This is a genomic window from Streptomyces sp. DSM 116793 (assembly GCF_057320905.1).
The window spans coordinates 3,579,207-3,600,576 of the sequence record NZ_CM170494.1; the positions used below are offsets into that span (position 1 = coordinate 3,579,207).

Here is a 21,370-nt window from a genome sequence, read left to right on the forward strand (position 1 = left end):
GGGCCGCGCCGGCGCCCGCGCCGTCCGCGTCCGGCGCCTCCGGCGCCGCGGGGGCGCGGCGCTCGCTGGGCGCGCGCCTTGCGGAGGGCGTCAGCGGGGGCCTGGTCCAGGTCTTCCTGATCGTCGTCGGCCTGTTCTGGCTGATGCCGACCATCGGCCTGCTGCTGTCCTCCCTGCGCCAGCCGGTGGACATGGCCGAGAGCGGCTGGTGGACGGTCCTCAGCGCGCCGTCGAAGCTCACCTTCGACAGCTACCGGAGCCTGCTGGAGAACCCCGCCATCACCGACTCCCTGGTGAACTCCCTGCTGATCACGGTCCCGGCGACGCTGCTCGTCGTGGTGATCGGCTCCCTGGCGGGCTACGCCTTCGCCTGGATGGACTTCCCGGGCCGCGACTGGTGGTTCGTCGCGGTGGTCGGCCTGCTGGTGGTGCCGGTGCAGGTGGCGCTGCTGCCGATCGCCAAGCTGTTCGGCGCCATCGGCATCTTCGGGTCGCTGATCGGCGTGGTCCTCTTCCATGTGGGCTTCGGCCTGCCGTTCGCGGTCTTCCTGCTGCGGAACTTCTTCGCGGAGATCCCGAAGGAGCTGCTGGAGGCGGCGCGGCTGGACGGCGCGGGCGAGATCCGGCTGTTCTTCCGTGTCGTGATGCCGCTCGGCGGCCCGGCCATCGCCTCGCTGGGCATCTTCCAGTTCCTCTGGGTCTGGAACGACATGCTGGTCGCGCTGATCTTCTCCGACTCGGACAGCCAGCCGATCACGGTGGCGCTCCAGACGCAGGTGCGCCAGTTCGGCAACAACGTGGACGTGCTGGCACCCGGCGCGTTCATCTCGATGGTGATCCCGCTGGTGGTGTTCTTCGCCTTCCAGCGCCAGTTCGTGTCCGGCGTGATGGCGGGCGCGGTGAAGTAGCCCTGGGGCGCGTGCATGGCGGGGCCCGACGGGACCCGGCGGGTCGGACCGGTGACGGTCCGACCCGCCTTTGCGTTGTGCACGTGCTTCCGGGTGTCACCGGCTGGATCGAGCAGCGAGGTCCCGTCTCATGCCGGATACCGGCCGGCACAGGTGTCGTCCGGCTCCTGCTCGGCGGTGGCGTCCTGGTCGGCGCGGAAGGCGTCCAAAGAGCTGTCGGGAGCGGCGCGCGACATGGCGGCGAACTCGCTGCGGGGGACGAAACGGCGGCGGCGGCGCAACGGGATTAGCGACGACGTGCCACATGGTGCCGCCGGATGTCACGCCATTGCGGGCCGTCCCCTTTGCGCCCCTGGGGAACAACCACCCCACACGCCGCGTTGCCCTGCGCATGACGACTCCCCGCAGTACGACCGCGACTCCGTCGGCAGACGTCCTGCCGGCGGGAGTTCTCCGTTACACCGCCTTCTCCGACGACCCCGCCGGCGGCAACCCGGCCGGTGTCGTGCTCGACGCGAGCGGGCTCGACGCCGCCGCGATGCTCGCGGTGGCCGCGGAGGTCGGCTACTCGGAGACGGCGTTCCTGACGGCACCGCCGCAGGAGCCGGGCGCGGCGGAGACCCTGGCCGCGGGGCCCCGGGCCGCGGGCCGGGCACAGGGGCCGCGTGACGGCTTCGCGCGGGCCTTCGCCGTGCGCTACTTCAGCCCGAAGGCCGAGGTCTCGTTCTGCGGCCACGCCACCGTCGCGGCGGCCGTCGCGCTCGCCGAGCGGATCGGGCCGGGGGACCTCCTCTTCGCCACCCCCGCGGGCGAGGTCCCGGTGTCCGTCACGGCCGGCGCGCCCGGCGGCGCCCCGCGTGCCACGCTCACCAGCGTCGCGCCGTACGTCGGCGACGTCGCGGACGAGGACGTGGCCGAGGCGCTGGCCGCCCTGGACTGGCGCGCCGACGAGCTGGACACCGCCCTGCCGCCGCGTATCGCGTACGCGGGCGCCCGCCACCTGGTCCTGGCCGCCGCGACCCGCGCCCGCCTGGCGGACCTCGCCTACGACTTCGACCGGCTGGCCGCCCTGATGCACCGGCTCGACCTGACGACCGTCCAGCTCGTCTGGCGCGAGTCCGGCACGGTCCTGCACGTCCGCGACCCCTTCCCGGTGGGCGGCGTGGTGGAGGACCCCGCCACCGGCGCGGCCGCCGCCGCCCTCGGCGCCTACCTCCGCGAACGCGGCCTCGTGGGGCCGGACGCCCGCCTCACCCTCCACCAGGGCCACGACCTCGGCCGCCCGTCCACCCTCACCGTGGAGCTGCGCGCGGGGGACCCCCGCGTGCGGGTGAGCGGCACGGCGGTGCGCATCGGCTGACGACCCTGAAGGGGCCGGTCAGGACGGGTGAGGGGGTGTGCCGCGGGGCCGCGGCACACCCCCTCACCCATTCGGCGGAGCTTACGATCCTATGAGCTGCAAGTGGGCAAAATATGACGTATGCCCGAGTCCAGCCCGCGTTCCGAACCCGTCGTCACACCCCCGTCCGGCACCGGCCCCGCGCCCCGTTTCAGTGTGATCGTCCCGGCGCACGGCGTCGCCGGACGGCTGGCCGAGGCACTGGACTCGGTGCTCGGGCAGTCGTTCCGCGGCGCCGGACCCGTCGCCGAGGGTGCCGCCGCCGTCGAGCTGCTCCCCGTCTGCGCCGCGCCCGACTCGCTCGACGCGGGCATCGCCGACCGGTACGCCCGCGCCGATCCCCGGGTCCGGCCGCTCTGGTCGCCGCCGGAGGCCGGGCTGAGCGGGGCCCGGAACACCGGGATCACCGCGGCCCGCGGCGCGTACCTGCTCTTCCTGGACGGTGACGACACCCTGGCCCAGGGCGCGCTGGACGCCATCGCGGCGCGGCTGGGCGAGACGGGTGACGTGGACGTGCTCTGCCTGGGCCATGAACGCGTGCACTGGTGGAAGGGGGCGCTGCCCGCCGAGGACCCCTTCCCCGAGGCGCCCGAGGACGCGTTCGCGCCGGATGAGGCGCCCTGGCTGACGGGTGTGGAGCTGCCCGCGTGGAGCGCCGTGCACCGCCGCGCGTTCCTCGCCGAGCACGGCCTCGCCTTTCCCTCCGGCGCGTACACGGACGTCGGCTGGGGCGGGCTCGAACTGCTGGCGGCCCGGCGGGTCGCCGTGCTGCCGCGGGTCTGCGTACGGCACCTGGTGCGCCGTCAGGGCAACCGGCTGGGGCAGCCGGGCGAGCACCACTTCGACCTCCTGGACCAGGTGGACCTGGTGCTCACCCGGGCCCGCCAGGGCACCCGCGAGGCCCCTCGCCAGGACACCGCCGGCGCTCCCGGCCACAACACCGCCCTGGCCCCCCGCCCGCAGGCCCCGCCCCGCCCGCCGGGCGCCGACCGCCTGCACGCGCTCTTCGCCGCGCTGATGGCACAGGTGCTGCGGACCGCCGCGAGCGCGCCCGTGCTGCTGCCGGACGGCGCGGGGCCGGTCTTCTTCGACCGGGCGGGCGAGCTGTACCGGCGGCACCGGCCGATCGGGTTCCATCCGCCGCTAGGGCGGCTCGGTGTGCAGCACCGGCTGCTGGCGACCGGGTCCTACCGGGCGTTCACGGCGCTGCGCGGGGCGCGCCAGGGTGCCCGGCGCGCCGCCCGAGGGGCGGTGTCGTCCGCCGCCAGGGTGCGCGCCCGCCACCCCCGCCACCTCGCCCTCTACCGCGCCGCGCTGCGCCGCCCGATCGACGAGAACCTGGCCGTGTACTGCGCCTACTGGGGCCGCGGCTACCTCTGCAACCCGGCCGCGATCCATGCCGAGGCCCAGCGGCTGGCCCCGCACATCCGGTCGGTGTTCCTGGTCACCGAGGAGGCTGCGGGCCGGATGCCGGAGGGTGTCGAGTACGCGGTGCTCGGCACGGTCCGCGCCTGGGAGCTGCTGGCCCGCGCCAGGTACCTGGTCAACAACGCCAACTTCGCCGGCTCCGTCGTCAAGCGCCCCGGCACCGTCCACCTCCAGACCCAGCACGGCACCCCGCTGAAGAAGATGGGCATCGAGCAGGCCGAGTACCCGGTGGTGGCGGCGCAGAGCGGCGGCTTCGGCCGGCTGCTCGCCCGGGTGGACCGCTGGGACTTCAACCTCTCCTCGAACCGGCACTCCACCGAGGTCTGGGAGCGGGAGTTCCCCGCCGACTACGAGACGCTGGAGTACGGCTACCCGCGCAACGACGTCTACCAGCGAGCCACGGCCGCGGACGTCGCCCGGATCCGCCGCGAGCTGGGCGTGCCCGAGGACCGCACCGCGCTCCTGTACGCCCCCACGCACCGCGACTACCGGACCGCCTTCCGCGCCCACCTGGACCTGGAGGAGTTCTGCGCCGCGGCGGGCGAGGAGTTCGTGGTCCTGCTGCGGGCGCACTACTTCTACGAGGACGGCACCCGCCGCAGGTTCGGCGGCCGGGTGATCGACGTGACCGGGCACCGCAGCGCCGAGGAGGTCTGCCTCGCGGCGGACGCGCTGGTCACGGACTACTCGTCGATCATGTTCGACTACGCCAACCTGGACCGCCCGATCGTGGTGTACGCGGACGACTGGGACGTCTACCGGGAGACCCGCGGCGTCACGTTCGACCTGATGGAGTGCCCGCCTGGCCCGGTGGCGGGCACCGCGGCGGAGCTGGCCGGGATCTTCCGGGACGGCTCGTGGGCGGGGGACGGCTCGGCGGAGCTGCGGGGGCGGTTCCGCGCGCGGTTCTGCGAGTTCGACGACGGGCGGGCCGCGGAGCGCGTGGTCCGCCGGGTGCTGCTGGGCGAGCCGCCCGAGGCGCTGCCCCCGCTGGTGCCGCTCGCCGAGCGCACCCCGGCCCCCGCGGCCCGCACCGCCCGCACCGCCCGCACCGCCCCAGCGTCCGGCCACCCGTCCGGCGATCCGGCCGGCCACGCGTCCGGCGCCCCTTCGGGCGATCCGTCCGGCGACCCGGCCGACCGTCCCGCCGGCGCCGCCTCCGGCCCGCCGCCCGCACCCGTCCCCACCCCGGAGAAGAGCTGACCGTGCCCCGTTTCAGCGTCATCGTCCCCGTCTTCAAGGTCCAGGGGTATCTGCGCGCCTGCCTGGACTCGGTGCTGGGCCAGTCGTTCCCGGACGTGGAGGTGATCGCCGTCGACGACTGCTCGCCGGACGGCTGCGGCACCATCCTGGACGAGTACGCGGCCCGCGATCCACGGCTGAAGGTGCTGCACCTGCCGGAGAACGTCGGCCTCGGCCGGGCCCGCAACGCCGGGATGCCGCACGCCACCGGCGACTACGTGCTCTTCCTGGACAGCGACGACGCCTACACGCCCGGACTGTTCGCGGCCGCCGCCGACCGGCTCGCCGCCACCGGCGACCCCGACATCCTCTGCTTCGACCACGTCCGCACCCACTGGTGGGGCACCAGTGGCCGCAGCGCCTCCGCGGACCTGCTGGAGCAGGCCGGCACGGACACCGTCCGGATCCGCTCGAACCCCGAGTACCTGAAGCTGTTCCTGGTCGCCTGGAACAAGGCGTACCGGCGCGATTTCTACCTGGCGCACGACTTCGCCTACGCGCCGGGCCTCTACGAGGACGCGCCGGTGACCTACCGGGCGATGGTCACCGCGGAGCGCATCGGCTGCCTGGACCGGGTGGGCGTGGAGTACCGGCAGCGGCGGCAGGGGGCGATCACCCGCACCCCGGGCCGCAAGCACTTCGACATCTTCGCGCAGTACGAGCGGCTCTTCGCCGAGCTGGACGCCAGACCCGAGCTGGACTGGTCCCGGCCGCTGCTGTTCGAGCGGGCCCTGGACCACATGCTCTTCACGCTGGGCAGGCCGGAGCGGGTGACGGCGGAGGACCGCGAGGAGTTCTGGGCCCGCGCTGTGGACTTCCACCACCGGATGCGGCCGCCCGGCTTCACCCCGCCGGGCGGGCTGCGCGGCGCCGAGATGCGGCTGCTGGCCACCGCCCCGTTCCCCGCCTACCGGGCGCTGCACCGGCTGAACGCCGCCCGGGGCGCGGTGCTGCGGCGTGCCCCGCGCCGGCTGCGGGACACGGTGACCGCACGCGCCGCGGCCCGCTGGTACGCGGACCGGCTGCGCCGCCCGCTGGACCCGGACCTCGCGGTCTACGCCTCGGACCACCACCAGGGCATGTCGGGCGACCCGGCGGCGATCTACACCCGGGCGAGGGAACTCGCACCGCGGGTGCGGGGCGTGTGGGTGGTGCACCCGGAGGCGGAGGACCGGCTGCCCGCGGACGTGGACCGGGTCACCGTCGGCTCCCGCCGCTACTACGACGTGATGGCCCGGGCCACGTACTGGGTGAACAACGTCAACTGGCCGGGCGGCCTGGTCAAGCGGCCCGGCGCCGTGCACGTCCACACCCACCTGGGCACCCCCCTCAAGTGCATGGCGCTCGACCTGCTGGATCGGCCCGGCGCGCGGTACGGCTTCGACGTGCGGGCCATGCTGCGGCGCAGCGACCGCTGGGACGTCAGCCTGGTCGCGGGCCGGTACGCGGAGGAGGTCTGGCAGCGCGCCTACCCCTGCCACTACCGCTCGCTGCGCTCCGGCAGCCCCCGCAACGACGTCCTGGTGCGCGGCGACGCCGGCCGCGCCGCCGCGGCCCGCCGCCGCCTCGGCGTCCCGGACGGCTCCGAGGTGGTGCTGTACGCGCCCACCTACCGTGACTACCGGCGCGGCAGGTACGTGGAGCGGATCGACCTGGAGCGGCTCGCGGCGGCGCTCGGGCCGGACCGGACGCTGGTGCTCCGTCTGCACCCCGCCCTCGCCGACCACCCGGCGCGCGCGCTGCTCCCCCGCGACCTGCACCGCCGCGGGCTGCTGGTGGACGCCACCGACGAGCCGTCCGTCGAGGACCTGATGCTCGCCTCCGACGCGCTGATCACCGACTACTCGTCGCTGATGTTCGACTATGTGCTGCTGGACCGCCCCGTGGTCGTGCACGCCGACGACTGGGCCGCGTTCCGGGCGGTGCGCGGCGCCTACTTCGACGTCACCGCGGAGCCGCCCGGCCATGTCACGTACACGTTCGAGGAGCTGGCGGAGCTGTTCGCCACCGGCGCGTGGTGCGACGCGGAGTCCGGACGCCGGCGCGCGGCGTTCCGGGACCGCTTCTGCGAGTACGAGGACGGACGGGCCGCGGAGCGGGTGGTACGGCAGGTGCTGCTCGGCGAGCCGGAGTTCGCGCGGGGCACGGGACCGTTCCTGGTGTCCGGGACCCCACCGCTGCGGGGCAGGCCGGTGGGTGCCGGCGCGCCGAGCGGGGACGGTTTGGCCGTCTCGGGCGCACGCGGGGCGGACGGGGCGGTTGGATCGGATGTCCACGGCGCACACGGCGCGAACGGACCGGGCGTGCCGGGACCACCAGGCGCCGACGGGCCGGCTGTTCTTGACGGACCCGGCGCGGGCGGGCCGGTTGCCTTGGGCGCAGGTGACGTGGACGGTCCACCCGGCCCGCCCGGCGCGGAGGGACCCCCCGGGTCCGGCGCCCCGGCCCCGGGCGGCGCGCCCGGGGCCGCCCCCGTCGGTGACCCCGTCTCCGGGGCGGGTGACCGGTGAGGGGCCGGGCGGACGCGGTCACCGGGACGCGGCCGGGGGCGATGCCCGGGCGCCCGCCCCTGCGGGAGGCGCCGGCCGGCCGGCGGCCCGCGGCGGCGCGCTGGTGGACCGCCGCGGTGATCGCCGCCCCGGTCGCCGCGCTCTTCGTGCTCGGCTACCGCAGGCGCTGGATCTGCGACGACGGCCTGATCTACCTCCGGCCGGTGCGGCAGGTCCTGGCGGGCCACGGACCGGTGTTCAACGTCGGGGAGCGCGCGGAGAGTTCCACCGGCGCCATCTGGCAGTGGCTGCTGACGCTCGCCACCTGGCTCACCCACGCGGACCCCGCGTTCCTCGCGGTCGGCATGGGCCTCGCCCTGAGCACCGCGGGGTACGCGGTGGCGCTCTGCGCGACCTGCCGGGCGTACGTGGGGTGCGCGGCGTTCCGGCCGTACGTTCCCCCGGCACCGGAGAACGGGGACGGGGAACCGGACGCACGGCGTGCGGGGCCGGGCCACCGGAGCGCGGGGGCCGCCCCCGGAGCCCCCCGCTCCCGCGGCGCACGCCCCGCGCCCGGCGCCGGGCGCCCCGGTCCCCGTACCGGACGAGCGGGACGCCGAAGGCCCCGCGCCCGGCGCCCCCGGCCCCCGGTACCCGTCCTGCTGCCCGCCGGCATCCTCGCCCTGCTCGCGGTGCCGCCCGTCTGGTCGTACATGACCTCCGGTCTGGAGAGCGGGCTCGGCACGTTCTGGACGGGGCTCTCCTGGTGGCTGCTGGTGCGCACCCGGCGCGGGCAGCGGGTGCGGGCGCAGGTGTGGACCGCGTTCGTCTTCGGCCTCGGCTGGCTCGTCAGGCCCGATCTGGCGGTGGTGACCGTCTGCTTCCTGACCGCGCAGTGGTGGGTGCTGCAGCCCAGGCCGGCGCGGACGGCACGGCTGCTGGGCGCGGCGGCGCTGGTCCCGGCGGCGTACGAGGTGTTCCGCGCCGGCTACTACGGCGTCCTCCTGCCGCTGCCCGCCATCGCCAAGGAGGCCGGCGCCAGCGACTGGGGCCGCGGTGCGCGCTATGTCCAGGAGACGCTGGGCCCGTACTGGCTCTGGCCCGCACTGGCCGTCCTGGTCGTGGTGGCGGGCCACCTGCTGCTGGGCGCGCGGCGCGCGCGGAGGGCGGCCGACGGTGGGTGGACGCCCGGGTGGCGGGCGTGGGCGGCGGCCAGGAGGCGGGCGGCGCGCGACCGCGGCGCCCGGGCCGGCGGGCGCACCGCCTCCCGGCGCGGGCGGACGGAACCCGACGACCCCGATGGCCCCGAGGGGCCCGGGGCCTCCGGGACCGGCGATGACGAGGACACCTCCGAGTGGCGGCCGTGGGCCGCGATCGAGAGCGGAGCCGAACCCGGCCGTCGCGCGTGGGTCGTGGCCGGCCACGGGGGCGCGCACGAACGCGGGGCACGGCCCGGCCGCGGCCGGCGCGCACCGGCGCCCTGGGAGGGCCGTGCCGCGGCCCTCCGCGGAGCCCGGGCCGCCGGCCGCCGGCCGTCGCCGGCGGACCGCACGCCCGCCGCCGTCCTCCTCGCACCGCCCGCCGCCGGCCTGCTGCTCACGCTGTACGTGATGCGGGTGGGCGGCGACTACATGCACGCCCGGATGATCCTGCCCGCGCTGCTGCTCCTGCTGCTGCCGGTGCTGGTGGTGCCCGCCACCCGGTGGACCGCCACGTCCGGCGGCCTGCTGCTGGTGTGGCTGGCGGCGACCCTCAGCCCGCTGCGCCAGCCGTTCGACCTGAACGCGTCCCCGGGCACGTTCAACGTGCGCAGCTCGGACGTCCGTTACACGCACGACCACAACCCGGTGCGCAGCGCCACCTGGGTACGGCACTGGCCCCGGCTGCCGCACGCCGAGGCGATGCTGGGCGCGGCGGTGCGCGGCGCGCAGCCGGCCATCCTCTACTTCGACGACCGCCGGCGCCTCCACACCGCCCCGATGCGCCCGGACGCGCCGTACCACGTGGTCATGGTGGGCCGTCACCTGGGCGTCACCGGCGCGGCCGTGCCGCTCGACGGGTATGTGAACGACGCCTGGGGCCTGGCCAGTCCGATCGGTGCCCATCTCGCGCTGGAGCGGTGGGCCTGGCCGGGCCATGAGAAGTTCCTGCGCAACGAGTGGATCTTCGCGGACTGGGCGGTGGACTCGCCGTCGGACGCGGACCTGCGGCGCGCCGGCGTCAAGCGGGCGGAGATGCTGGCGGCACGCAAGGCGCTGGGCTGCGGCCGACTCGCGGAGCTGACCGACTCGGTCCGCGCACCGCTTACGTCCGACCGGTTCTGGCAGAACCTGACCGGCTCCTGGGACCGCACCCGCTTCCGCTTCGCCCGCGCCCCCCACCTGGCGGCGGCGAACCTGTGCGGAAGAGGAGTGTGACCGGACGCGTGGGGGTCCCCCTGGCTTTGCGGTTGTCCGCGGGTTCGCCGTGGTTGCTCGCGCAGTCCCCCGCGCCCCTTCAGGGGACCTGTGGCGACAACCCCAGCCCAAAAGGGGCGCGGGGAACTGCGCGACCAGCCGGATTGGACCTGCGCTGTACGCACGGCCACAGGTGGCACCCCCCGGGATGCGCCGAAGGCGCACAATAAAGGGGCGCGAGGAACTGCGCGACCAGCGACGACGAACCCACGCTGCCTTCGCGGCCTCAGGTGGCACCCTCCAGGACGCGCCGAAGGCGCACAATAAAGGGGCGCGAGGAACTGCGCGACCAGCCCACGACGAACCCGCGCTGTTTTCGCGGCGTCCGGGCGCACCCCCAGGGAAGTGCCTCCGCGGTCGCCAAGAGCGCGAGCGACCCTCCGCGGACGGAGAAGCAGACCGCACCTCCGCGGCGGAGAAGTGCGGGCGGCGCGCCCTGAGCGGCCCCGAAGATCACCCCTGGGAGTGAATCGAGGCAAAGAAGGTGACGAGAATGGGCAAAGGGGACAAATGCGTTCCCGTTGCCCGCCGCAGTCGTCGGCGGCCTACGAAAGGTCCGTACCGTGCAGCCGCGTCTCAGCGTCGTCGTGTCGATCCACAACGCAGCGGAGTTCCTGACGGAGTGCCTGGAGTCGATCGCCGGGCAGACCCTGTCGTGCTTCGAGGCCGTGCTCGTCGACGACGGTTCCACCGACGACAGCGCGCGGGTCGCGGAGGAGTTCACCGCCCGCGACCCCCGTTTCCGCCTGGTGCGCCAGAAGCACGCCGGACTCAGCGCCGCGCGCAACCGGGGCGTGCGCGAGACCCCGCGCACCGTCGACTTCCTGGCCTTCGTGAACGGCGACGACGTCGTCCCGCACGACGCGTACGACCGCCTGATCGCCAGCCTGGACACCACCGGCTCCGCCTTCGCCGCCGGCAACGTCTGGCAGCTCGGCAGGCACGGGCGCCGCCAGGAGCCCGCGTACCACTGGCTCACCGAGAGCCGGCCCCGTACGCACATCACCCGCACCCCCCGGCTGCTCGCCGACCGCACCGCCCGGAACAAGGTCTTCCGGCGGGCGTTCTGGGACCGGCACGCCCTCTCCTTCCCCGAGGGCAGGGAGTACGCGTCCACCCGGGTGACGATTCCGGCGCACTTCCTCGCCGGCTCCGTCGACCTGCTCCGCGAGCACGTCTCGTACCAGCGGGCGCGGCAGGGCGCGGGCGCGGCACGGCACGCCGACGCCAAGGCGGTGCGGGACCGGATCGCGGCGTGCGAGCACATCAGCCGTTTCCTGTCCGTGCAGCAGCCCGCGCACCGGGAGGCGTACGACGCGTCGTGCCTGCGCGGCGACCTGGTGCCGTTCCTGGAGGCGCTGCCCTCGGCCGGGCGGGCCTACCGGGAGGCGTTCCTCGCCGCGGCGCCCGAGTTCGTGGCCCGCGCGGCGCCCGCCGCGCTCGACGGCCTGCCCGCCGGGCTGCGCGTGAAGTGGCACCTGGTGCGCGAGCGGCGGCTGCCCGAACTGCTGGAGCTCCTCGCCTCGGGCCCCGGCGACGACACCGCGTTCCAGGTCCGCGGCCGTCTGCTGCGGACCGCGGCGTTCCCGCCGGACGCGGCAGGACGGCCCGGCGAGACGGTGACCCGGCTGGCCCGGAGCGAGCTGGACGGGGTCGCCAGGGCGCGCGAGATCACCTGGGACGACAGCGGCCGGCTCGTCGTCAGGGGGTACGCCTACATTCGCAATCTGGAGGCGGTCCGGCCCAACCAGTCGGTCAAGACGGGCGTTCTCGTCCCCGCACGCGACCAAGGCCTGCCCGCGCCCCGGAGCGCGCCCGGCGGGCGGGGCGGGCGGGGCCTGTCGGGTGTGCGGGGCGTGTCGGGTGTGCGGGGCGTGCCACGGGTGCGGCTCGTGCCGGCCAGGACCCTGCCCGATCCGGCCGCCACGGCCGATTCCGGGCAGCTCCTGCACTGCTACGACCAGGCCGGCTTCGAGATGACCGTCGACCCGGCGAAGCTGCGGGCCGGGGGCCGGTGGCGGCCCGGGGTCTGGTCGCTGGGGGTGCTGATCGCCGGCCACGGCACGGTGCGCCACGCTCCCGTGCGCCCCGCGGGCGCCGCCGCCGCGCAGTGGATCGTGCGCGATCTCGACGACGGTCCCGATGACGGCCCCGACGCCGGCCGGCTCCGCCTGGAACTGGGCTGGGACGCTGGCCGCCTGACGCTGAGCGTCGTCGCGCACCAGGCCCGCGTCGAGAGCCACCACCGCGACGGCGACCACGTGGTGTTCACGGGGCGGGTCTTCGAGGAGGGTGTCCAGGCGCTCAGACTCTGGCGCCCCGAGGGCCCGGACGGAACCGGAAGCGGAATGGTGATCGAGGCACCGCTCACCCCTGAGGACGGCCGCTTCGAGCTGCGCGTGCCGCTCACCCAGCTCGCGGCGGTGCCGGCACCGGTGCACCGCGCCCCCAAGGAGGTGCCGCCGCCGTGCGCGGAGCTGTGGCGTGCCGACCTGGTCATGGCGGACGGCGGCCTGACACGGCCGGCCGCCGCACCCGGCCTGCCACCCGGCCGGTACGCCCTGGGGGACGGCCGTGAGCTGGTCGCCACGGCCGACGACCGCGGCCTGCTCCGGGTCGAGCTGACCCGCCGTCCCCTCGCGGACACGGTCCTCTGGGCGGACGACGGCACGCTGACGATCAGCGGGACGGTGTCGGGGGCGTTCGGCGGGTTCGGGGCGGACGGTTCGCAGGGCGTGGGCGGCACGGAGTCGGCGCCGGGCGCGGAATTGGTGCTGCGGCACGCGGTGCTGGACGAGGAGGTGGAGGTGCCTCTCGTGCGGGTGCCCCCGGGGGCGGTGCTCGAAGGGGTGGTGCCCCCGGAAACGGTCCCGGAGATCCTCACCAGGGCGATCGATTCCGGAAGCGTCCCCAAGGAGACCGTTCCGTCCGGAGCGGAGGAAGAGGCGGTACCCGGGACGGAGCCCGAAACGGAACCCGAACCGGAAGCAGAAGGCAGACCAGAAGGCACGTCGGAAGCCACGTCGGCAGCCATGTCAGAAGTCACGTCAGAGAGCACGTCGGAAGGCACCTCGGAAAGCGCCCCGGTAGGCACATCCGGAGCCGCGCCGGAAGCCGCCCCCTCCGAACCGCCCGCAGTCGTCCCGGAGCCGGCCGAGGCCCACGGGGCACGTTTCTCGGTGACGCTGAACCCCGGCGGAGGCCTGCTGCGCGAGGGCCATTGGTACGCCTACGTACGGGAGCGGGCGCCGCGCCCGGCCGCGGCGCCGGAGCCGTCCGCACCCCCCGAGCCGGCCGCAGCTCCGGAGGCGGCCGGGGCGCCGGAGCAGTCCACGGCGCCGGAACCGGACGCGGCGCACGAGCCGGACAGCACGAGCCCCGAACCGTACGCACCCCCTGAGCCGTACACACCCCCACCCGGCGCCCCCACCGCGCCCCACCGCCCCACCGAGTACCCCCTGCGCGTCCTCGCCCCGCTGGCCGCCGCGCTGCCGGCCCACCGCACCTGCGGGGACCGGCCGTGCACGGTGTACCGCGCTCAGGGCGACCACCTCGTCATCGAGGCCGGTTCGGTGCTGCCGGCCGAAGACCGCGGCCGGTACGCCCAGCACCGGCTGCGCACCGGCCACTACCCGCGGCAGCGCGTGGAGCCGCTTCAGGAGGCCGTGCTCTATGCCGCGGGCCGCGGCGACGACTCCCTGCGCGCGGTCCACGGGGAACTGGTGCGGCGCGGCACCGGGGTCGAGCACCTGTGGGTCACCCGCGACGGACGCACCCAGGTGCCGCCCGCGGCGCGGGCGGTGCCCGAGCACAGCGCCGCCTGGTACGAGGCGCTGGCGCGCTGCCGCCGCATCATCGCCTCCGACCACCTCCCCGAGTGGTTCGAGCGCCGGGACGGGCAGACCGTCGTCCAGACCTGGCACGGTGTCCCGCTCAAGCGGATCGGCGCCGACCTCGCGGGCACCCGGTACGCGGACCACTCCCACATCGAGGCGCTGCCGCGGCTGGCGGCGCAGTGGAGCGTGCTGGTCGCCCCCAACCGCTTCGCCGTCAGCCGCCTCTGCCGCGCGCTCGGCTACGACGGCGAGCTGCTCCAGGCCGGCTCGCCGCGCAACGACGTGCTGTTCGCCCCGGACCGCGAGAAGACCGCGGAACGGGTGCGGTCGGCGCTGGGCATCGGGCCCGGACGACGGGTGGTGCTGTACGCACCGACCTACCGCGACCACTGCGGATGGCTGGACAGCGGGGACCCGGCGGACGGGCCGGGCGCGGCCGGCGGCGGTCCCGAGAGCGGCGTGCCCGGCGCGTACGGGTCTCAGGACGGCCCGCGGACGGGCACGGACGCGGTGTTCCGGTACGGCTACGAGCCCGCGTTCGACTTCCACGCCGCGGAACGCGCGCTCGGCGAGGACCACGTGCTGCTGGTGCGCAGGCACCCACTGGCCTCGGGCAGGCTGCCCGGGGCGCGCGCCCCGTTCGTCCGCGACGTCACGCACTACCCGCACGCCGGGGAACTGCTGCTGATCGCGGACGTCCTGGTCACGGACTACTCGTCACTGATGTTCGACTTCGCGCACACCGGCCGTCCGATGCTGTTCCACACATACGACCTGGAGCACTACAGGGACACCGTGCGCGGCTTCACGCTCGACTTCGAGGCCCGCGCACCGGGCCCCCTGCTCGCGACCACCGACGAGGTCCTGGCGGCCCTGCGCGACCTGGACGCCCTCACCGAACGGCACGCCGACGCCTACGCGGCGTTCCGTGACGCCTACTGCGACCTGGACGACGGCCACGCGGCGTCCCGGGTGGCGGACCGGCTGCTGCGCTGAGCCGGCGCCGTCCCCGCGAAGAGGAGGGGGCCTCGTACCCCCGCCGCAAGGGCGCCGAGCCCCGGGCAAGCGGGCTCGCCCGGACTCCGCCCCGGGCAAGCGGTGGACGGCCGGCTGGGGCTCCGGGCAAGCGGACGGACGGCCGGGGGCTCCGGGCGAGTGGGATCACGCGGCCTCAGTGGCCGGCGGGGCGGGACCGGCCGTCGGTGTCCGGGGTCGACCGGACCTGACTGCTTGTGGAGTAGCGCAGTCCCCGCCGTTTCCGAGCGCGGGGGCCGTGACATGCGAGCGCCCGAGAGCGTACGGGTGTGGTTCGTACCGGCTCTGGTGGCCAGAGGGACGACGTGGTGTCGCTGGGTTCTCCCGTCGCAGGGCGGTGACTGTCAGCCTGAACGGTCAGGCTGTGGCAGCCGGGCCCCGGGCGGCCGGCCCAGGGCCCGACGCCTGAACAGCGCCGGCGCCCGAGGTCGGCACCCGGCTCGCCGCGCGGGTACTGCCGGCCTCCGGGGGCCCATTCGATGTGTGCGGCACGGATGTGCCCGGCGCGGCCGTAGGCGGCCAGTAAGGTCGCGGGGTGACTGTTGCTTCCCGTCTTCCGCGCTCGCTCCGTCTGATCGTCACGGGGGGAGGCACCGGAGGCCACACCTACCCGGCACTGACCGCGGTTCGTACCTTGCAAAACCGGCTGGCAACGGCTGGCGGCACGCTCGATGTCCTGTGGATCGGCACCCCTGAGGGGCTGGAGGCCCGGGTGGCCCCGGCCGAGGGCATTGCCTTCACCACGGTCGCGACGGGCAAGATCCGCCGCTCCGGCAACCCCCTGAAGATGATCAGCCCGGCCAACGTCAAGGACATGGCGCGGGTGCCGCTCGGGGTCGCGCAGGCGAGGAAGGTGATCTCCGACTTTCAGCCGGATGTCGTCCTTGCCACCGGCGGGTACGTCGCCGTCCCGGCCGGGCTCGCCGCACGGATGTGCCGGCGCCCGCTCGTGCTGCACGAGCAGACCGTGCGGCTCGGTCTGGCGAACCGCAAGCTGGCCGGGTCGGCGACACGTATCGCTGTCTCGTCCGAGTCGACACTGCCTCTTCTGCCGGAAGCCGTGCGCGGCGCAGCCGTCATCACGGGGAACCCGGTGCGGCCCGAGGTGCTGACCGGGCACGCGGACAAGGCCGTGGCCGCGCTGGGGCTCGGCGCCTTCGACCGCCGGCTCCCGACCCTCTACGTCACCGGTGGCGCTCAGGGCGCGCAGCAGATCAACGACTTGGTCGGGGATGCGTTGCCGTGGCTGTTGGAACGCGCGAACATCGTCCACCAGTGCGGTCCGGCGAACGTCGACGGTCTGCGCCGGCCCGCGGCATCGCTGCCGGCGGAGCTCGCGGGCCGGTACTACCTCACGGGGTTCGTGGGTGCGGAACTGCCGGACGTGCTTGCGCTGGCGGACATCGTGATCTCACGCAGCGGCGCAGGCACCCTCGCGGAGCTGACCGCCCTCGGCAAACCGGCCGTGTTCGTGCCGCTTGCCTCGGCGGCGGGTGACGAGCAGGCCCACAACGCTCGGCATCTGGAGGAGGCCGGCGCCGCCGTTGCCCTCCTCGGCGAGGTCACGGGCGACCGGCTGCGGGAGGCGGTCGGCCCATTGCTGACGGATCCAGAGCGGCGCGCGGCGATGGCGGAAGCGGCCCGGGCGCATGGGCGGCCGGATGCGGCGGAGAGGCTGGTGGATGTGCTCCTGTCCGCCGCATCTGGGTGTGCCGACGTGTAGGCCGTGTCGCGGGTGGTGGGACGGCGCGGGTCAGCGGTCGACGTAAGTGGCGAGGGCGCGGCGCAGCTCGCTGGTGACGCGGTCGACGTCGGCCTGCGTGAGGTGCTGGTGGAACGGCAGGGTCATGATCTGGCGGCCCATGCGTTCGGTCGCCGGCAGCGGCTGGTGCCACTGGGCGAAGGCGGGTTGCAGGTGGTTGGGCGGGTAGTGCGTGCCGACCCCGATGCCCCGCTGCCGTAGTGTGCGGAACACGCGGTCACGTTCCTCAAGGACCCGCACGGCGCACAGGTGTGGCACGGAGCGGTCGACGTCGACGTCGACTAGGGCGATGCCGTCGATGGTGTCGAGGGCGGTTGCGTACGCGCGCCATAGGGCACGCCGGTTGGTCTCCGCCTCTGCGAAGTACGGGAGTTGGGCGAGGCCGATCGCGGCGTTCAGGCCGGACATCTGGACCCGCATCCCGAATCCGTCGACTGTGTATGTCGTCGCCTCCGCGCGCCAGGCCGCGGATTCGACGATGCCGAGGCTGCGCAGGCGGCGGCAGGTGTCTGCTTCCAGCGGGGTGCGCGGCACGATCATGCCGCCGAGCCCGCAGGTGAGGTTCTTGATCGGGCCGAAGGAGAAGCAGGTCAGCGCTCCGGTTGCACCGACACGGCGGGCCCCCTGACGGGAGCCGAATGCGTGGGCCGCGTCCTCGATGACGGTGACACCGCGTTCGGCCAGTACCGGGCGTGCGTCGCTGAGGTCGACGGCCCGGCCTCCGTACAGCACGGGCACGATCGCGCGCGTGTCCGGTGTGAGGGCCTGGAGGACTGCGGTGCTCTCGATGCATCCGGTGCGGGGGTCGACCTCGATGAAGCGGGGTCGCCCGCCGGCGGCAACGATGGCCTGCACGGTCGCGCAGAAGGTGAAAGAGGGCACGATCACCTCGCCTCCGTCGATGCCGGCTGCGAGCAGGGCGACGTGGAGGGCCGCGGTGCCGGAGGCGAGTGCGACGGTGTCCGGCACGCTGAGGAACGCGGCCACCGCCTGCTCGAACTCGTCTGTGGTCGCGCTGTGGTTGTACTGCCCGCTGTTCAGAGCTGCGGCGAGTGCGGCTCTCTCGCCGCCGTAGAGGTACGGGCGGGCGTTGTGGGCGGCGCCCGCTGGCGCTGTGAGGGTCACTGCCGGGTCCCTTCGTGCGTGGCCAGCGTTTCGATGTACTTGGTCAGCGTGACGTCCGGCTTGTACGTGAGCCGGTCGTGGTCGATGTCCTGGTGGAACAGGCCGCGAAGGAGCTGGCCGACGTAGTCGGCACCGGCCGCGATCGAGGCGGGGAAGCCTCCGCCGACCCGGGCGTTCGCCTCCGTGATGACGACGCGGTCCGGTCCGCCCTCGCGGATGAAGCCCTGCACGCAGCAGGCGCCGGTGACACCGGTCGCGGCGAGCGCCGCCCGGACGCGGGTGGCTGCCTCGGGGTCGGTGAAGGTGCGGGAGACGAAGGCGAGTCCGCCCTTGACGAGGAGCCGGTACCGCAGGATGACCGAGGCCCGCCCGGCACGGTCGACGAGGCAGTCAGCTGTGAACTCCCGCCCAGTGACGTACTCCTGCACGATCGGCTCCGGGACGAGCTCACACAGCACGCGGGCCTGCTCCCGTGTGCGGCACACGTGCACTGCCTTTGCGCCCTGCCCCTGCCGCGGCTTGACGACGAGGAGGCCGTCCGGTGCGCGGTCGAGTTCGTCAGGAAGGACAGTACGGGGCGTCGGTACGCCGCGTTCGGTGAGCACCGCGGCGAACCGGGCCTTGTCGCCACACGCCGCCACCGCATCCCGTCCGGGAAGCCACATGGCCACGCCGAGGTCCGCCAGCGGCCGACGAAGGGTGACCAGCCGCGGAAGCTCCGCCTCGACGGTCGACAGGACGGCGTCGGGCCTGGCCGTCGCACACAGACGGAGCATGCTGGCGCGGTACGCGGTGTCTGCCGCCGGCGGGATGACCTGCGCGGTGGTCTCCGCGAGGAGGAGCCCGGCCGCGCAGGGATCGCAGTCCGCGACGATGACGCGGCAACCGAGCCGCTGAAGGCTCCTGGCGAGATCAAAGCCGGGGGCCCCGCCGACACCGGTCACAAGGATGCGTTGCGACATGCTGGTCACCGCCTGGCCGAAGCCGCGGGCACGCTGCGCGCGGGGCGGGCCGCCTCCGGGTTGCGCATGAGTGGCGCCCATCGGTCGGGGTTGCGGCGGTACCAGTCGGCGGCCTCGGCGAGCCCGTCCTCCAAGCCGCGTGGGGCCGGTATCCGAGCTGGGCGGCGGCCTTCGACCAGTCGATGGAGTACCGGAGGTCGTTCGCCGGCCGGTCGGGGACGTAGGTGACCGCGTCCCAGGTGGCGCCGCAGATGCGGAGCAGGTGCTCGGTGAGCTCCCGGCCGGTGAGGTCGGCGCCGCCACCGAGGTTGTATATCTCTCCGGGCGTACCGCCGCGGAGGACCGCCTCGATGCCGGCGCAGTTGTCCTCGACGTGGAGCCAGTTGCGGACGTGCTCACCCCGGCCGTGAAGGGTGACCGGCTGCCCGCGCAGGAGCCGGGTGACGAAGAGGGGGATGATCTTCTCGGGGTGCTGGTACGGGCCGTAGTTGTTCGAGGAGCGCGTCACGCACACCGGCACGCCGTAGGTCTGGAAGTAGGAGAGGGCGATGAGGTCGCTCGCGGCCTTCGAGGCGGCGTAGGGGACGGACGGGCGGAGCGGAAACTGCTCGGTGGCCGTGCCTTCCAGCAGCGGGCCGTAGACCTCATCCGTTGAGACGTGCACGAACCGCTCGACTCCGTGCCGCATCGCGGCGTCGAGGAGGGTCTGTGTGCCCTGCACGTTCGTCGCGAGGAACGTGCCGGCGGCGAAGAACGAGCGGTCGACGTGCGACTCCGCGGCGAAGTGCACGACCACGGTGTTCCGCTGGACCACGTCGTCAACGATCTCGGCGTCGAGGATGTTGCCGTGGACGAACGTCAGCTTCGGACTGAGGAACGCAGTGCCCAGGTTCTCGATGTGGCCGGCGTAGGTCAGGGCGTCGAGGACGGTCACGGTCGCGACGTCCTCTGCCCCGAGGATGCGCCTGACGAAGTGCGAGCCGATGAAGCCGGCCCCGCCAGTGACCAGTACATGTTTCATGGGTGCCTCCCGGTACGGGGAAGGAACAGGCTCCGGGTGGTTCCGGGCGTGGCATCACCATGTCGGCTGGTCAGCACAGTGCGGGAGCATGTCGGGGCTCATCCGCACATGGCGTGCGGACCTCGCACAGCGTGTGCTTCCGTACGCCCTCCCCGCACGCGAACGGCGACGCTAACGTCATGCTCCCGTCGTTCCGTAGGCGGCTCCTATGGGCGTCACCACAGCACGCGAGATCGGGGCCCTGCTCCGGGGCGCCCGGTGCGCCGCTCGTCTCACCCAGGCCCAGGTGGGCGCCGCGTGCGGATACTCAGCCTCGGCCATCTCCCGTATCGAGGCCGGGCGGATGCAGGTGGGGCACGACCGGCTCCTCCAGCTCGCCAAGTTCCTGGGTATCGCACCCGACAGGCTGATCGGGACATCTGTGCCGAACCCGGCCCCGCTCGATACCGTGGGGCGCTCAGCGGACGAGGAGGAAGCGATGCGTCGAAGGACCTTGCTCACCGGGGCGTTGGCAGCCGGGGCGACAGGCGCGATCGGCGCACCAGCGGCCGAGGCCGCGTCCGGTACCGCCGACAGCCTTGAGGATGTCCTCTTCCGGCTACCGCCCGCGAGCCCGGCATCCGTCGCGCAGCTGGCGCAGGAGGCGGCGAGCGCACGGAACGACTTCCGCGCCGCGCGGTACGGCGCACTCGGCCACGCGCTGCCCGGCCTCCTGGCCGTAGCGTCCGCCACTCGGGACGCCTCGACCGGGCGGGCGCAGGAGGAGGCGAGCGCGGTCCTGGCACGCGCGTACGTGCTCGCCGCCGAACTCGCCCTCAAACAGCACAGTGACGCGGCATGGGTGGCAGCGGACAGGGCCCTGAGCGCGGCCCGCGACAGCGGCCACCCGGTGCCGGTCGGGGAAGCCTCACGGGTACTGGCGATCACGATGCGCCGGTCCGGGCGGAGCTCGGCAGCGGTGCGGCTGCTGACCCAGGAGGCCGGTGACCTGGACGCCGGACAGGCGCAGACCGGCGCGGTGCGCACAACGCTGCTGCTCACCGCCGCGTACAGCGCGGCAACGGGCCGGGACCGCACGACGGCACTAGACCTACTCAACGCAGCTGATGAGGAAACCGCGCGCCGCCGCTCGCTCCCCAGCGGACTGTTCACCGTGGACGCCACCCAGGCCCAGGTCGACGTCTACCGCATCGGCGTCTTCACCGCGCTGGGCACCCCGGACGAAGGGGTGGAGGTGGCACGGCGTCTCGACATCGGCCGCATGCCTACGCCGGAGCGCCGAGCCCGCGCGTGGACGGACACCGCCCGCATGTGGCACGCCCTCGGCGACGGCCCGCGTACGTTCACTGCACTGCGGCACGTCGAGCAGGAGGCACCCCAAGAAGTACGGCGGCCGGCACTGCGCGCCCTGACCGCTGATCTGCTGTACGCCCCGACCCGGGTACCCGGCGTGCGCGAGTTCGCGGTCCGTACAAGGGCAGTCCCCGCCTGAGGATCGTCCGCTTTGCGCTGTGGTACGGGTCACATATGAGTATCGGGGGTGGGGGCCGGATGCCATGTCCGTCCCCCTCCGTCTCGGGACGGAGGAGGGCGCACGGTCCAGGAGCTCAAAGGTCTCCGCCATGGCGGCGCACTTGGCCGCGGCGGACGGTGGAGGTGTAGGCAAAGTCGGACACCGTCTCCGCACCTGTCCCGCCCGCTGTCTCC

General features: G+C 74.3%; 10 protein-coding genes and 2 pseudogenes. 8 read left to right on the forward strand and 4 right to left on the reverse strand.

From position 1 onward, the window contains the following. Window positions 1-65: 65 nt before the first annotated feature. Window positions 66-908 (forward strand): carbohydrate ABC transporter permease, encoded by an 843-nt coding sequence (locus tag ACSMXW_RS13920; protein WP_485808017.1) that lies wholly within the window; start codon window positions 66-68, stop codon window positions 906-908. 128 nt (window positions 909-1,036) lie between these two features. On the opposite strand, the pseudogene ACSMXW_RS13925 reads toward ACSMXW_RS13920, so the two are convergent. Continuing rightward, window positions 1,037-1,198, reverse strand: a pseudogene (locus ACSMXW_RS13925) (prevent-host-death protein); the annotation flags it as partial. A 101-nt stretch (window positions 1,199-1,299) separates the two neighbouring features. Here ACSMXW_RS13925 and ACSMXW_RS13930 point away from each other — a divergent pair. From ACSMXW_RS13930 to ACSMXW_RS13955, 6 genes are all read left to right on the forward strand, one after another. Next, window positions 1,300-2,268 carry a PhzF family phenazine biosynthesis isomerase gene (locus tag ACSMXW_RS13930; RefSeq protein ID WP_485806561.1) on the forward strand — a complete coding sequence of 323 codons (969 nt, stop codon included), beginning with the start codon at window positions 1,300-1,302 and terminating at the stop codon, window positions 2,266-2,268. Between the two features lie 120 nt (window positions 2,269-2,388). Next, complete coding sequence (locus ACSMXW_RS13935; RefSeq protein WP_485806562.1) at window positions 2,389-4,938, forward strand: bifunctional glycosyltransferase/CDP-glycerol:glycerophosphate glycerophosphotransferase; 2,550 nt, start codon at window positions 2,389-2,391, stop codon at window positions 4,936-4,938. Between the two features lie 2 nt (window positions 4,939-4,940). Next, window positions 4,941-7,487, forward strand: coding sequence for a bifunctional glycosyltransferase/CDP-glycerol:glycerophosphate glycerophosphotransferase (locus ACSMXW_RS13940; RefSeq protein ID WP_485806563.1), 2,547 nt, complete (start codon window positions 4,941-4,943; stop codon window positions 7,485-7,487). A gap of 41 nt (window positions 7,488-7,528) precedes the next feature. After that, the gene (locus tag ACSMXW_RS13945; protein WP_485806565.1) at window positions 7,529-9,883 is read left to right on the forward strand and encodes an arabinofuranosyltransferase AftB family protein; all 2,355 of its coding nucleotides are present in this window, start codon (window positions 7,529-7,531) and stop codon (window positions 9,881-9,883) included. Between the two features lie 602 nt (window positions 9,884-10,485). Next, entirely contained in the window at window positions 10,486-14,754 is a 4,269-nt protein-coding gene (locus tag ACSMXW_RS13950; protein ID WP_485806567.1) for a bifunctional glycosyltransferase/CDP-glycerol:glycerophosphate glycerophosphotransferase, read from the forward strand. Window positions 14,755-15,328: 574 nt separating this feature from the next. Beyond that, complete coding sequence (locus ACSMXW_RS13955) at window positions 15,329-16,516, forward strand: UDP-N-acetylglucosamine--N-acetylmuramyl-(pentapeptide) pyrophosphoryl-undecaprenol N-acetylglucosamine transferase (protein ID WP_485806569.1); 1,188 nt, start codon at window positions 15,329-15,331, stop codon at window positions 16,514-16,516. 30 nt (window positions 16,517-16,546) lie between these two features. On the opposite strand, the gene ACSMXW_RS13960 is transcribed toward ACSMXW_RS13955, so the two are convergent. The 3 genes and pseudogenes from ACSMXW_RS13960 to rfbB form a co-directional block, all read right to left on the reverse strand. Beyond that, window positions 16,547-17,680 carry a DegT/DnrJ/EryC1/StrS family aminotransferase gene (locus ACSMXW_RS13960; protein WP_485806571.1) on the reverse strand — a complete coding sequence of 378 codons (1,134 nt, stop codon included), beginning with the start codon at window positions 17,678-17,680 and terminating at the stop codon, window positions 16,547-16,549. Further along, entirely contained in the window at window positions 17,677-18,642 is a 966-nt protein-coding gene (locus ACSMXW_RS13965) for an ATP-grasp domain-containing protein (RefSeq protein ID WP_485806572.1), read from the reverse strand. Before ACSMXW_RS13965 ends, ACSMXW_RS13960 begins: the two co-directional genes overlap by 4 nt. Before the next feature lie 5 nt (window positions 18,643-18,647). Beyond that, a pseudogene (rfbB, locus tag ACSMXW_RS13970) lies at window positions 18,648-19,663 on the reverse strand (dTDP-glucose 4,6-dehydratase). Window positions 19,664-19,871: 208 nt separating this feature from the next. On the opposite strand from rfbB, the gene ACSMXW_RS13975 reads away from it, so the two are divergent. Then, window positions 19,872-21,155: a helix-turn-helix domain-containing protein gene (locus ACSMXW_RS13975; protein ID WP_485806574.1), complete on the forward strand. Its 1,284-nt coding sequence runs from the start codon at window positions 19,872-19,874 to the stop codon at window positions 21,153-21,155. Window positions 21,156-21,370 lie beyond the last annotated feature (215 nt).

Coding starts and splice junctions, on each gene's coding strand:
- ACSMXW_RS13945 (WP_485806565.1), top strand. CDS start 7,529: ATGCCCGGGCGCCCGCCCCTGCGGGAGGCGCCGGCCGGCCGGCGGCCC.
- ACSMXW_RS13935 (WP_485806562.1), top strand. CDS start 2,389: ATGCCCGAGTCCAGCCCGCGTTCCGAACCCGTCGTCACACCCCCGTCC.
- ACSMXW_RS13930 (WP_485806561.1), top strand. CDS start 1,300: ATGACGACTCCCCGCAGTACGACCGCGACTCCGTCGGCAGACGTCCTG.
- ACSMXW_RS13975 (WP_485806574.1), top strand. CDS start 19,872: ATGGGCGTCACCACAGCACGCGAGATCGGGGCCCTGCTCCGGGGCGCC.
- ACSMXW_RS13965 (WP_485806572.1), bottom strand. CDS start 18,642: ATGTCGCAACGCATCCTTGTGACCGGTGTCGGCGGGGCCCCCGGCTTT.